The organism is Clostridium magnum DSM 2767 (assembly GCF_001623875.1).
Taxonomy (GTDB): Bacteria; Bacillota; Clostridia; order Clostridiales; family Clostridiaceae; genus Clostridium_AM; species Clostridium_AM magnum.
Genome location: NZ_LWAE01000003.1, coordinates 214,621 through 229,262, shown reverse-complemented (window position 1 = coordinate 229,262; position 14,642 = coordinate 214,621). Strand labels below are relative to the sequence as shown.

Sequence of the window (14,642 nt, the reverse complement as noted above, 5' to 3'; positions counted from 1 at the left end):
CGAGCAGGATAAGAAATAGTACAATTTTTATCGTCTCATTAATATTAAACCCTCCTTGTTAATTTGTAATTTTAATATGACTCTACATAAATATTATAGTTTATATAGTAATTACATTATACAATTAAAATAAATATTTTAATAACCTTACATCTTAACCTATGGATGTAAGGCTATATTTACATATAAATAGTAAATTATATATATATATTTATGATAAAATGAATATAGTGTCAAAAGGTCATAAGATTAATTAACTATAATGTGGAATATGATGATCAGAATAAGAGGGGATGGCTTCTATGAAACTTAGCATAAATATGATACATGATAAATTAGAGGAGTATGATAAGGATTTATATGTTGGAGATACTGTAGTTCCATGTCTTGATACTGTAAGGATGTTTGATAGCTCTATGAAGGATTTTTCTGAAAATGTTTTATATATAGGATTTAAAGATGACTTTCCAGAAACATCGTATATAAATAGAGTTATAAATTTTATATGTATCGGTAATCCCCAGGTCACAGATAACATGAATTGTAAAATAAAATTTAATGTCCTAAGTATTAAAGAGAACATAAAGTTGAGCTGGCTTTTTAATAGTATTCAGGAGATTTTTAAATTCTATGATCAGTGGGAAATGGAACTTGAGGATGCTGTAAAAGAAGATAAAGGAATACAAGAGCTAATTGATTTAAGTGATAAAGTATTTAGTGGATCTATTATTATATATGATTTAACATATAAGGTCTATGGAATAACAAAAAAAGAACTTAAAAAAATTAGCTACCTTTGGGAAAGTTATTTAGTTGGTTATTTATCCTATGAAACTATTAAATTTATTTTAAGGGAAAAAGTAATTCAAAAAATTATAGATTCTGAAATGCCTGTTTTGTTTAAGTTTCAGGATTTAGATAGATATATATTAGCTAATAATATTACTTGGGAAAAAAAGATTATTGGTTTTATTCATATACTTCAAGAAGAGCAATATAGTGAAGATTCAAGAAAAAGTGAGCATGAGCTTCTTAGCTATTTTTCCTCTGTTGTAGCACCTCTTCTACCAGGTGCTAAATCTAATAAGAGTTCACTAGATATAATGTACGAAAATGTAATTATTGATCTTATAAAAGGCAATATCAGTAGTGAAGAACTAGTGTACGACAGGCTTTGTTTGCTTGGCTGGAAAGTAAAAAAAATATTTCGTATATTAAAAATTGTAATAGATAAGGAGCATTGCAACAGCTATACTTTAACTTATCTTTGTAATCATTTAAATTACATTAGTTCTGGAAGTAAAGGAGTTATATATGACAACGGTATTGTCATGATAATGAACAAAAATGTTAAAGAACCAATGTCAGATAAAGAGTATGATGAATTTATGGTCGTACTCCGTGCTAAAAATGCATATGCAGGCATAAGTGACTATTTTTACAATCTTAAAGATACAAGGGAATACTATGTCCAAGCTGATATGGCTGCTAAGTACTGCAAATTTGTAGATTCTTCAAAAATACTGATTGATTATAACTTAGCAAGTAAATATCATGCAATGGAATTGATTTCTTCAAAATACAATTTGAAAGTATTTTGTCACCCATTAATATTGGAAATTATAGAATATGATAAAAAAAATAATACAAATCTTTATACAACACTTAAAGAATATCTGATTAATGAAAGAAATGCAAATGAAACTGCTAGAAAATTGCATCTGCACAGAAATTCCTTGAATTATAGAATTGCTAGGTTAGAAGAGCTATTTAGCTGCAATTTAGAAGATATAAATGTAAGGCAAAGATTAATTTTATCATTTATTGCTTATGAATATTTAAGTATGAGCCCTACTGTTTAGTAGGGTTTTTAGTTTTTGATTAGTGCAAAGTGGACTAAGGATTACAGGTTTTTTAAAAATTATTTTGTCATTATGCATAAAGCTATTTTCAAACATTTCCTTTAATATTAAATAAAAAGTAAATTGCATATATTTTACAACAACAGACAAAATATTTTATACTAGGGGGAATTAGAATTATGAAAAAGTTTACTTCAGAAGAAATTATAAAATTTGCATTGGAAAGTGGATCTACTTTAGCAGGAGTTGCCAATGTAGAAGACTTAAAAAAGGCACCTGCTTTTACTGTTATACCTAAGATGCCTGAATATAACGGTGTTGGAACTTATATGCGTGGTGAAAATGATGAATTTTTGACAGGAGTTGTATGGCCAGAAGGAATAAAAAGTGTAGTTGTTCTGGCTTATCATCATCCATTAGATGATCCTAAGTTAGATTATTGGTTTGAAGGTCACAACACAATTGGTAATAGAAAACTTATTGGAATTGGTAAAAAGCTCCAAAGTATTATGTCAGAACAGGGAATAGATACATACGCCTTCAATTATCATATAGAAAAAGGAGGAGTATTTTTAAAGGATACAGCAGTAATAGCTGGTCTAGGTTGTATTGGAAGAAATAATCTGCTTGTTACTCCAGAGTACGGCTCACACATAAGATTAAGGGCAATTGGATTAAACTTGGATTTACCATCTACTGGGCCATCAGGTTATGACCCATGTTCTACATGCACAATAAAATGTTGGGAAAAGTGTAGACAAAGTGCCTTTGCAAAAAAAATATACTTAGAAACGAATTTGGGCAGAAATGAACTTCCGGGAAGGGTAGGGAATTTTGATAGAACTTTATGTAATGTTCAAATGCAAGAAGATGAAGAAAATATGCAACTAATGGAGATACCTGCAATTTCCGTTGAAGGGCCTATCAATGCAATAAAGTATTGTAGGACTTGTGAATATTCATGTCCCATAGGCAAATAGTAATCCGTACATAAGTTATGCTAATGAAAAAAATCAGCAAGTATAAGATAAATAGATGAGAGGAAAGAGCATTTTACAATGCTACAAAATAAAAGGGGGGATTTTTGTGAATACGAATTTGGAAACAAAGCCTGTGGACGCAAAAGAAGATAACAAACTTCAAAGAGGTCTAAAAGCTAGACACATGAATATGATTGCTATTGGAGGTTCCATAGGAACCGGTTTATTCTTTGCAAGTGGTAGTGCAGTAAGCACAGCTGGACCTGGAGGTGCTGTACTCGCCTATATAGTTATGGGGATTTTGGTTTACTTTTTAATGACATCTCTTGGTGAAATGGCAACAATGTTACCTATTTCTGGATCATTCGAAACCTATGCAACAAGATTTGTTGATCCAGCTTTAGGATTTACTCTTGGGTGGAACTATTGGTTTTGTTGGGCAATATGTGTTGCAGCTGAGTTGGTTGCAGGTTCCCTTATCGTTAAATTTTGGTTTCCAAATACAAATACTACTTTATGGAGCGTACTATTTTTAATAGTTATTTTCGCTCTGAATATTTTATCTGCGAGAGCTTATGGTGAAGGTGAATATTGGTTTGCAAGTATTAAAGTTATAACTATAATTATATTCCTAATAGTAGGTGTACTTATGATATTTGGCATTTTAGATGGACAATCAATTGGATTCAATAATTGGGTGTTATCAGATGGTGCTGGTAAGAAAGGTCCTTTTGTTGGTGGTATGCTTTCTATGATTAATGTTTTCTTAGTTGCGGGATTTTCTTTTTCAGGTACAGAAATAGTTGGACTTGCAGCAGGGGAATCAGAAAATCCGGAGGAGAATGTTCCAAGAGCAATAAAAACTGTTTTCTGGCGCATTTTATTATTTTATATGGGAGCAATTATAGTAATTGGATTTTTAATTCCATTTACTGATCCAAACCTTTTAAAAAGTGGTGCGGATAATATTGCATACAGTCCATTTACCATTGTATTTCAAAAGTCTGGTTTAGCTATTGCAGCTAGTCTTATGAATGCAGTAATACTAACATCAGTACTTTCCTGTGGCAATTCAGGTCTTTACGTCGCATCACGTATGTTATATGCTTTGGCAAAGGAAGGAAAAGCTCCTAAGGTCTTATCAAAGGTTAATAAACGGGGAGTTCCTACTAATGCTCTATATGCTACAACTATCGTAGCTTGTTCTGCATTTGCTGCATCCTTGGTTGGAGATGGAAAAATATATTACATACTATACAATGCATCCGGTATCACAGCCTTCTTTGCTTGGCTAGGAATAGGGATTTGTCACTATAGGTTTAGAAAAGCATATCTTGTTCAAGGCAGAAGATTAGAAGATTTAAAGTATAAAGCTAAATGGTATCCCTTTGGTCCTATTTTGGCTATAATACTTTGTACAATTGTTATATTTGGTGCTAACATATGGATATTCCAAGCAGAAACCTTTAGTTGGTTTGATTTTATAACAAATTATTTATGTATTCCTATATTCATATTCTTGATAATTGGTTATAAGATGTTTAAGAAGACAAAGATAGTTCCACTGACAGAATGTGATTTTGAACATAGAGAATAATAATATTATTTAGTTTAAAATAATTTATTCATTAATTGCAATATAAGATTAAAAAAAATCATGTGACAAAATATATAAAATATTATAAAATTTTATCCAGCTGTTGACACATAGTGCTTAAGATGTTAAGATAATAAAAACGAAAATTCAGAAAAGCAATTTTCATAAAAAAATAAATTCAAAAAAGATATTGACAGCATATAAAAAATATAGTATGATTATAAACAATATATGAAAAAGCAATGACAGGATTAAGTAGATGTGTTAAATATTTCTTAGAGAGTGGGGTATGGTGGAAACCCATAAATATACATTTCGAAACTCACCCTGTAGCTGCAGGCTGAACTAATAGTAAGCTATGCCGGTGAAAGCCGTTATTTTAATGAAGTAAGAAATTTGGGTGGTACCGCGACAGACCTTTCGCCCCATGAAAAGCATGGGGAGGGCCTGTTTTTTTATACCTTCCGATATTGAAAATTGTGTAAAATAAGGTTATTTAATACATAAAATAGAATATATATAAAAGTTATGATAGGGCAAAGTAGATATGTTAAGTGTTTTACAGAGAATGGGGCACGGTGGAAACCCATAAATACACATTTCGAAACTCACCCTTGAACTGTAGGCTGAAGTAATAGTAAGCTGATCCGGTGAAAGCCGTTATTTTAATGAAGTAAGAAATTTGGGTGGTACCGCGACAGACCTTTCGCCCCATGAAAAGCATGGGAAGGGGTCTGTCTTTTTATTATAATAATTTAAATATTTTTATAGATACTAAATAAAGCTAAACAGTTTTTCATCTGGCCAGTGAAAAATTCAAATATATTTTTATACACATTCAATGTAAAAAACTTAAAAACTTGTAATTATGAGGGTGAGTATAAATATCAATGTCAATAAACAAAATAATTATAGAAATACTAGGAGGAAACAAAAATGGCAAAGATGTATTATGATAAGGATGCAAACTTAGGTTTATTAGAAGGAAAAAAGGTAGCAATTATAGGTTATGGAAGTCAAGGGCATGCACATGCTTTAAATTTGAAAGAAAGTGGAGTAGATGTTTGTGTAGCACTTTATAAAGGAAGTAAATCATGGGAAATCGCTCAAGAAGCAGGACTTAAAGTTTTAGAAACTAGTGAAGCTGCAAAAGAAGCTGATTTTATAATGATATTAACACCAGATGAGAAGCAAGCAAAGATTTACAAGGAAAATGTTGAGCCAAACCTTACAGAAGGAAAATCTTTAATATTTGCTCATGGATTCAACATACATTATGGACAAATTGTTCCACCTGCAAATGTAGATGTATTTATGGTTGCACCAAAAGGACCTGGTCATACTGTAAGAAGTCAGTACTTAGAAGGAAAAGGAGTACCATGTCTTATAGCTATACACCAAGATTACAGTGGAAAAGCTAAAGATTATGCATTAGCTTATGCTAAAGGAATTGGTGGTTCAAGAGCAGGAGTACTTGAGACTACATTCCAAGAAGAAACTGAAACAGACCTTTTCGGAGAACAAGCTGTACTTTGTGGAGGAGTTACAGAGCTTATAAAGGCAGGATTTGAAACTCTAGTAAAAGCAGGATATCAGCCAGAAAGCGCATATTTTGAATGTTTACATGAGATGAAATTAATAGTTGACCTTATAAATGAAGGTGGACTTAGCTATATGAGATATTCAATAAGTGACACAGCAGAGTATGGTGACTATTGTACTGGAAAGAGAGTAATTACTAAGGAGAGTCGTCAAGCAATGGAAGACACATTAAAGGAAATCCAAGACGGAACTTTCGCTAGAAATTGGATACTTGAAAACCAAACTAATAGACCATCTTTCAATGCAATAAGAAGACAGGAAAAAGAGCATCAAATAGAAAAAGTAGGAAAAGAATTAAGAAAGATGATGCCTTGGGTTAAAAATAAAGAGTAAAATTAAATTTTAAGTTTAGCATTAAGAGATTCTTTATCTCTTAATGCTAAAACAAAATGTAGTGCAGGAAGGGATGATTTGTAATGGGAAAGAAAATATATATATTTGATACTACCTTAAGAGATGGAGAGCAAACTCCAGGAGTAAGCTTGAATATAGATGAAAAATTAGAGATTGCAAGACAACTTCAAGTACTTGGAGCAGATGTAATTGAAGCAGGATTTCCCTTTGCATCCAAAGGAGATTTTGAAGCTGTAAAGGCTGTTGCACAAAATATAAGAGGGCCAATTATTGCTGGACTTGCAAGAACGTCCAAAGATGATATAGATACTGCCTGGGAAGCATTAAAATATGCTGAAAAACCTAGAATCCATACCTTTATCGCCACTTCAGATATTCATATGGAGCATAAGCTAAAGATGAAACCAGAGGAAGTTCTAGAAAGAGCACGCACTATGGTAAAGTATGCAAAAAGTCTTTGTCCAAATGTTGAATTTTCAGCGGAAGACGCAACAAGAACCCGTCCAGAATTTTTATATAAAGTAATAGAAGCTGTTATAGAAGCTGGTGCAGATGTAGTAAACATACCGGATACTGTAGGATATACAACTCCAGGAGAATATGGAGCTTTTATTAAAGGAATTAAAGAAAGTGTACCTAACATTGATAAAGCAATTATAAGTGTTCACTGTCATAATGATTTAGGATTAGCGGTAGCAAATTCTCTTGCAGCTATTGAAAATGGAGCTCAGCAGATAGAATGTGCAATAAATGGATTAGGAGAGAGGGCTGGAAATGCTGCTTTAGAAGAAGTAGTAATGACAATTAAAACTCGTTCTGATCGTTTTGAAAGCTATACAGATGTAGTAACTGAGCAGATAACAAGAACAAGCAATTTAGTAAGCCATTTAACAGGAGTACTAATTCAAAATAATAAAGCTATTGTAGGTGCTAATGCTTTTGCTCATGAATCAGGAATACATCAACATGGAGTTTTAAATTGCAGAGAAACTTACGAAATTATGACTCCAGAGTCTGTAGGTTTGAAGAAAAATTTAATAGTTCTAGGAAAACATTCAGGAAGACATGCCTTTGAGCAGCGCTTAAAGGAATTAGGCTATGATCACTTAGAAGGTGATAAGATAAATGAAGCTTTCCACAAATTTAAAGACTTGGCAGATAAAAAGAAGGATATCTCTGATGAAGATATTGAAGCATTAGTTAAACAACAAGTGTTTCAGGTTCCAGAAGCCTTTAATCTTGAATATTTCCAATTTTCTAGTGGAAATAGTATAGTTTCTACATCTACTGTTAAGATAAATTATAATGGTAATGCTGTTGAAGAAGCTGCCTGTGGAGATGGTCCAGTAGATGCTACCTTTAAGGCTATTGAGAAAGCAACAGGAATAAATGTTAAGTTAAAGGATTATTTCTTAAAAGCTGTAGGAAGTGGTAAGGATGCTTTAGGAGAAGTTACTGTAAAAGTTGAAAAGGATGGAAAAATCTATTCTGCTAAGGGCGTAAGCACAGACGTTGTAGAGTCTAGCGCAAAAGCTTTCATAAATGCTATCAATAAAATACATTATTATGCTAATCATATGGAATAATATTTATTTATGCAGTTTATAAGAAAAATAATCATTATGATATCAGAAAATTAGGTATTTGCAACTGTAAATAAGTTATTTAATACCATTAAATAAAGTAGGAGGAAACGTATATGGCAATGACAATGACACAAAAAATATTGGCTGCTCATGCAGGATTAGATAGTATAAAGGCAGGACAGTTAATTGAGGTGAATTTAGATTTAGTACTTGGTAATGATATAACTACTCCTGTAGCTATTAATGAATTTAATAGAATTGGTGTTGATAAAGTTTTTCATAAGGAAAAGGTAGCTATCGTGCCAGATCACTTTACCCCAAACAAAGATATAAAATCAGCAGAACAATGTAAATGCACAAGAGAATTTGCTTATAAGATGGGCATAAAAAATTATTTTGAAATTGGTCAAATGGGTATTGAGCATGCACTAATTCCTGAAAAAGGACTTGCGGTGGCTGGAGATGTAATAATTGGCGCAGACTCACATACATGTACTTACGGAGCTTTAGGAGCTTTTTCTACAGGAATTGGAAGTACAGATATGGGAGCAGGCATGGCTACTGGAAAGGCATGGTTTAAGGTTCCAGAAGCTATAAAATTTGTAGTTACAGGAAAAATGCAGCCTTGGGTAAGCGGAAAAGACATAATTCTGCATATCATTGGAATGATAGGAGTAGATGGTGCACGTTATCAATCCATGGAGTTTGTAGGGGAAGGCATTAAAAATCTATCTATGGACGATCGTTTTACTATAGCAAATATGGCTATTGAAGCTGGAGCGAAAAATGGAATATTCCAGGTAGATGAAAAAACTGTTGAATATATAAAAGAACATTCGGATAGAGAATATACTGTTTATGAAGCAGACGCAGATGCTGAATATACAAGAGTTATAGAAATAGATTTAAGTACAATTCGTCCAACAGTAGCATTTCCTCACCTTCCTGAGAACACAAGAACAATTGATGAGGTAGGAGAAGTAATTATAGATCAGGTAGTTATAGGATCCTGTACTAATGGAAGAATAGATGACTTAAGAGCAGCAGCTAAAGTCTTAAAGGGCAAAAAAGTAAATCCAAGGATAAGAGCAATTATTTTCCCAGCAACTCAAAAAATTTATCTTCAAGCAATAAGAGAAGGACTTATTGAAATCTTCATAGAAGCTGGAGCAGTGGTTAGTACACCAACTTGTGGACCTTGTCTTGGAGGACATATGGGAATACTAGCTAAAGGTGAAAGAGCAGTAGCCACTACAAATAGAAACTTTGTAGGAAGAATGGGACATACAGAAAGCGAAGTATATTTAGCAAGCCCAGCAGTGGCAGCAGCTTCTGCAATCACAGGAAAGATTTCATCACCAGAGGAGGTTTAAACAATGATAAGTGCAAAAGTTATTAAATACGGAGACAATGTAGATACAGATGTTATTATTCCAGCAAGACATTTAAATACAAGCGATCATAAAGAGTTAGCATTACATTGTATGGAGGATTTGGATAAGGATTTTCCAGCTAAAATAGAATGGGCAAAAGTTATGATAGCAGGAAAGAATTTTGGCTGTGGTTCTTCTAGAGAGCATGCACCTATAGCTATAAAAGCTTCAGGTATAGAATGTGTTATAGCTGAAACCTTTGCAAGAATATTCTATAGAAATTCAATAAACATAGGTCTACCTATAATAGAATGCGCTGAAGCAGCTAATGATATTGAAGAGGGAAATGAAGTTGCTATAGATTTTAAAACAGGAATCATTACTAATGTTACTAAAGGAAAAACTTATACTGCAGAAGCTTTCCCAGAGTTTATGGAGAAAATTATAAGAGCAGAGGGATTAATAAATTACTTAAAACAGGAACAGAAAAATCAGTAATAATTAGGTAGAGGTGAAGTTCATATGAAAATAGCAGTTATGCCAGGAGATGGAATAGGAAAAGAGGTAATTAAGCAAGCTATAAAAGTGCTTAAGGCTGTAGAAAATAAATATAAATGTAAATTTGAATTTAATGAAGTATTACTTGGAGGGGCAGCTATAGATGCTACAGGAAGTCCTATTCCTCAGGAAACAATAGATGTAGCTAAAAGCAGTCAAGCGGTACTTTTAGGAGCAGTAGGAGGTCCTAAATGGGATCACTTCCCAGGTGATAAAAGACCTGAAAAAGGGCTTTTGACTATAAGAAAGGAAATGGGAGTATTTGCAAACTTAAGGCCGGCAATATTATTTCCTCAATTAAAAGCTGCTTCAAACTTAAAGGATGAAGTATTAGGTGATGGTTTAGATATAATGATAGTTAGGGAATTAATAGGTGGAGCATATTTTGGAGAGAAAAAAAGAGTGGCTGTTGATGGTGGCTACAAAGCATGGGATACAATAGAATACTCCACTAATGAAATAGAGAGAATTGCAAAGAATTCCTTTGAAGTTGCAAGAAGAAGAAATAGCAAAGTTACTTTAGTAGATAAGGCAAATGTATTAGAAAGCTCTAGACTTTGGAGAGAAGTTGTTGCAAAAGTAGCAGAAGATTATAGCGATGTAGAGTTAAACTATATGTATGTAGATAACGCAGCTATGCAGCTGATTAGAAATCCTAAACAATTTGATGTAATACTTACTGAAAATATGTTTGGAGATATTTTAAGTGATGAAGCTTCAATGTTAACTGGATCTTTAGGAATGCTTCCTTCAGCAAGTCTTGGTGAAGGTAACGTAGGAATTTATGAGCCTATCCACGGTTCGGCTCCAGATATTGCAGGACAGGATAAGGCAAATCCTATTGGAACTATAATGAGTGTTGCTATGATGCTTAGATATAGCTTTGATATGGAAGATGCTGCAAAGGATATAGAAGCTGCAGTTCTAAAGTTTTTAGATAAAGGTTACCGTGGCCTGGACATTATGCAACCAGGAATGAAGGTTGTAGGAACAGAAGAAATGGGTGACCTAATAGCAAGCGAAATCTAAAAAATAGCTTTGAAAAATGATTTTGAAAGGGGGACGTCTCATGAAGGTTGCTGACGCAATTGTTCAATGTTTAAAGGAAGAAAAGGTAAATACTATATTTGGATATCCAGGAGCTGCTGTAATTCCTTTATACGAAGCTTTAAGGAAATCTGATATTAAACATGTATTAGTTAGGCAAGAACAAGCTGCTGGTCACAGTGCCAGTGGATTTGCAAGAACTAATAAAACAGTGGGAGTATGTATAGTTACATCAGGTCCCGGAGCAACAAATCTAATTACTGGAATAGCTACTGCTTATATGGATTCTATCCCTTTGGTTATAATTACAGGTCAAGTTAATTCTACTCTTATTGGTAAGGACGTCTTTCAAGAGGCTGATGTTGTAGGATCTACAGAATCTTTCACAAAACATAATTATTTAGTCAAATGTGGAAAGGACATTCCTAGAATTATTAAAGAAGCTTTCTATATAGCTTCTACAGGAAGACCAGGACCGGTATTAATAGATATACCAGTTGATGTTATGTTAGAAGATATAGAGTTTTCATATCCAAAAGAAGTAAATATTAGAGGATATAAACCTAAGTTTGAAGGGCATAAGGGACAGATAAAAAAAGCATTACAAAGGATTAAGGAGAGTAAACAACCACTTATTTGTATAGGGGGAGGTATTATTTCCGGCGGTGCAAAGAAAGAGTTGCAGGAATTTGTAGAAAAATCCAAAATTCCTGTGGTGCATACATTAATGGGAAAAGATGCTATTGATGCCGACAGTCCTTATTATGTAGGATTAATAGGTTCCCATGGATTTTCCTATGCTAATAAAGCTGTGACAAATTCAGATCTTTTAATACTTATAGGAACTAGAGCGGCAGATAGAGCTATAGCAGGCTCAAAATTCGGAAAGGATGCTTATGTCATCCATATTGATATAGACCCAGCGGAAATAGGAAAAATTCTAGGGCCTAATATTCCTGTAGTAGGACATTCAAAGAAAGTTCTAGAAGAATTAATAAAGGATGTAGAGCCGGTGCAAGCAGACCAGTGGCGTGAGCAAATTACAACATGGAAAAGAGAAGTGCAAAGGGCACCTAAGTTGAATGACATGGTAAGTCCTAAATATGTATTGAAGAAGCTTTCTGAACTTGTAGAAGAAGATACAGTGATGACCGCAGATGTTGGTCAAAATCAAATTTGGTGTGCAAGAAATTTTGATATAAAAGGAGAAAGAAGTTTCTTTACTTCTGGTGGTCTTGGAACTATGGGTTATTCTTTGCCTGCAGCTGTTGGAGCCAAGATAGCAGATCCTAGCAGGAGAGTCATAGCTGTTATGGGTGATGGCAGCTTTCAAATGAGTATGTTTGAATTTGGTACCATAGTTGACAATAATGTAAATGTAATAATATTGTTATTCAATAATTCTGGTCTTGGAATGGTTAGAGAACTTCAGAAGAATACTAATATTGGTAATTTTGGGGTACAATTTAACCATAATCCTGACTTTGTTAAAATAGCAGAGGCTTATGGATTACGTGGCAAGAGAGTTACTTGCAATGAAGAATTTGAAGCTGTTTATAGGGAAGCAGCGGACAGTAAAAGTGCCTTTTTAATAGAATGTATAGTTGATCCTCAGGAAAGTACGCTATAAAAGAAGGGAGTGTTAACTATTAATAAATATATTTTATCTGTATTAGTGGAGAATCATTCAGGTGTATTAAGTAAAATTTCTGGTTTATTTAGTAGAAGAGGTTATAATATTCATAGCTTAACTGTGGGGATTACAGAAGATCCAACCATATCACGTATGACTATTGTTATATCTGGCGATGAGCAAATGCTCGAACAAATTAGCAAGCAGCTAAATAAACTTATTGATGTTATAAAAATAATAGAATTAGATCCTTTAAAGTCCGTATGTAGAGAACTTGCCCTTATAAGGGTTTCCATGAATCAAAATAATCAACCTATAATTACAGAAACCGTTAACATTTTTAGAGGTAAGATTGTAGATTTAGATACTAAAAGTGCTATTATAGAAATAACTGGTGATGAAGAAAAGGTATCTTCATTTATTGATTTAATGAAGCCTCATGGTATTAAAGAAATAGTTAGAACTGGACTTACAGCTCTAGAAAGATAACAGGGAAAAGGAATATATTTTATTCACGAATATATTCCACTTTTTTATTTTTTGCAACGTTTTCAGTGGTGTTTTTATTGATTTATTAAAAAAATACACATATTTTTAATAAATTATTATTTTTATTATAAAAAAGTATTGAATTTTGCTTATAAAAGTGCTATCATAAATAATCATAACAAATAAATTAATAGTTTTGAAAAGGCAACGGCGTCTTTAAATATTGAGATTTCTAGAGTCTCCTATTTACAGGCGCCTTTTTGTTATTCTTGATTCTATTAATTGAAATAATAATTTTATATTTACACAAGGGGGCTTGAAAATGAATAATATTAACGGAGCAGATACTACCTTTATAATTTTTTCAACTGTATTAGTATTTCTAATGACTCCAGGATTAGCTTTATTTTATGCAGGAATGGTTAGAAGAAAAAATGTACTAAGTACTACGGCAAAAAGTTATGCGGCTATGGTACTAATATCAATTCAATGGTTGTTAATAGGATATACCCTATGTTTTGGAACAGACATTGGGGGACTAGTAGGTAATTTTCAATGGTTTGGGTTAAATGGTGTTGGATTTGAACCAAATGCAGATTATGCGGCAACAATTCCACAACAGGCATTTGTAATATTTCAGCTCATGTTTGCGATAATAACTCCAGCTTTAATATCTGGAGCAGTAGTAGAAAGAATGAATTTCTTAGCATTTTCAATATTTATTGTACTTTGGTCAACTTTAGTATATGATCCAATTGCACATTGGATGTGGGGTGTTGGAGGTTGGATAAGAAACCTAGGAGCACTAGACTTTGCTGGTGGTAATGTAGTTCATATTAGTTCCGGTGTTTCTGCATTAGTTGCAGCGATAATGCTTGGAAAGAGAAAGAAGTTAGAAACAATTACTCCTCATAATCTACCTATGACCTTTTTAGGAGCAGGACTTCTTTGGTTTGGATGGTTTGGTTTTAATGCAGGAAGTGCATTAGCGATAAATGATATAGCTTTCAATGCGTTTATAACTACTAATACTGCTACGGCAGCTGCTGCTATAGGTTGGAGTGCTTGTGAGTACTTCCATAGAGGTAAAGTAACATGTTTAGGTATTGCCAGTGGAATAGTGGCAGGCCTTGTAGCTATAACTCCTGGTGCAGGCTTTGTTACTCCACTATCATCTCTAGTAATAGGACTTGGTGGAGGAGCTATATGCTTCTGTGGTGTTACCTTTATTAAACACAAATTTGGATATGATGATGCGTTAGATGCCTTTGGATGTCATGGTATTGGCGGAATGTGGGGCGGTATAGCAACAGGAATATTCGCTTCAACAACTGTAAATGCAGCAGCTGGACAAAGTGGATTATATTATGGCAATATAAAACTTTTAGGTGTTCAATTGATTGCTATGTTAGCTACAATTGTATATTCTGCATTAATGACTTTCCTAATATTAAAAGTAGTAGATAAGTTCATTAAGATTAGAGTAAGTGATGAAGAAGAGAATAGTGGATTGGATGTTTCACTACACGGAGAAGAAGGCTATGGTCCTTTAGGTGTTTAG

Annotated in this window: 11 protein-coding genes and 2 other annotated features; all 11 genes read left to right on the top strand. The window is 33.3% G+C overall.

Annotated elements, in window-relative coordinates:
* The first annotated feature begins 302 nt into the window (after positions 1–302).
* Complete coding sequence (locus tag CLMAG_RS14480; protein ID WP_066623758.1) at positions 303–1,862, top strand: PucR family transcriptional regulator; 1,560 nt, start codon at positions 303–305, stop codon at positions 1,860–1,862.
* Between the two features lie 179 nt (positions 1,863–2,041).
* Positions 2,042–2,842 (top strand): hypothetical protein, encoded by an 801-nt coding sequence (locus CLMAG_RS14475; RefSeq protein ID WP_066623757.1) that lies wholly within the window; start codon positions 2,042–2,044, stop codon positions 2,840–2,842.
* 184 nt (positions 2,843–3,026) lie between these two features.
* Entirely contained in the window at positions 3,027–4,439 is a 1,413-nt protein-coding gene (locus tag CLMAG_RS14470; RefSeq protein ID WP_242873060.1) for an amino acid permease, read from the top strand.
* Between the two features lie 233 nt (positions 4,440–4,672).
* Positions 4,673–4,870, top strand: a binding site (T-box leader).
* Positions 4,871–4,958: 88 nt separating this feature from the next.
* Positions 4,959–5,156, top strand: a binding site (T-box leader).
* 219 nt (positions 5,157–5,375) lie between these two features.
* A complete protein-coding gene (gene ilvC / locus CLMAG_RS14465; RefSeq protein WP_066623754.1) occupies positions 5,376–6,374 on the top strand; it encodes a ketol-acid reductoisomerase in 999 nt (332 codons plus the stop codon).
* Positions 6,375–6,457: 83 nt separating this feature from the next.
* On the top strand, positions 6,458–7,981 hold the full coding sequence (locus tag CLMAG_RS14460) for a 2-isopropylmalate synthase (protein ID WP_066623753.1): 1,524 nt from the start codon (positions 6,458–6,460) through the stop codon (positions 7,979–7,981).
* A 113-nt stretch (positions 7,982–8,094) separates the two neighbouring features.
* Complete coding sequence (gene leuC / locus CLMAG_RS14455; protein ID WP_082831941.1) at positions 8,095–9,354, top strand: 3-isopropylmalate dehydratase large subunit; 1,260 nt, start codon at positions 8,095–8,097, stop codon at positions 9,352–9,354.
* A 3-nt stretch (positions 9,355–9,357) separates the two neighbouring features.
* A complete protein-coding gene (gene leuD, locus CLMAG_RS14450; protein ID WP_066623750.1) occupies positions 9,358–9,852 on the top strand; it encodes a 3-isopropylmalate dehydratase small subunit in 495 nt (164 codons plus the stop codon).
* Positions 9,853–9,876: 24 nt separating this feature from the next.
* Complete coding sequence (leuB, locus tag CLMAG_RS14445; protein WP_066623747.1) at positions 9,877–10,941, top strand: 3-isopropylmalate dehydrogenase; 1,065 nt, start codon at positions 9,877–9,879, stop codon at positions 10,939–10,941.
* A 40-nt stretch (positions 10,942–10,981) separates the two neighbouring features.
* Positions 10,982–12,589, top strand: a complete 1,608-nt coding sequence (ilvB, locus tag CLMAG_RS14440) for a biosynthetic-type acetolactate synthase large subunit (protein ID WP_066623733.1) — start codon at positions 10,982–10,984, stop codon at positions 12,587–12,589.
* An 18-nt stretch (positions 12,590–12,607) separates the two neighbouring features.
* The gene (ilvN, locus tag CLMAG_RS14435; RefSeq protein ID WP_066625012.1) at positions 12,608–13,081 is read left to right on the top strand and encodes an acetolactate synthase small subunit; all 474 of its coding nucleotides are present in this window, start codon (positions 12,608–12,610) and stop codon (positions 13,079–13,081) included.
* A gap of 322 nt (positions 13,082–13,403) precedes the next feature.
* Complete coding sequence (locus CLMAG_RS14430; protein WP_066623730.1) at positions 13,404–14,642, top strand: ammonium transporter; 1,239 nt, start codon at positions 13,404–13,406, stop codon at positions 14,640–14,642.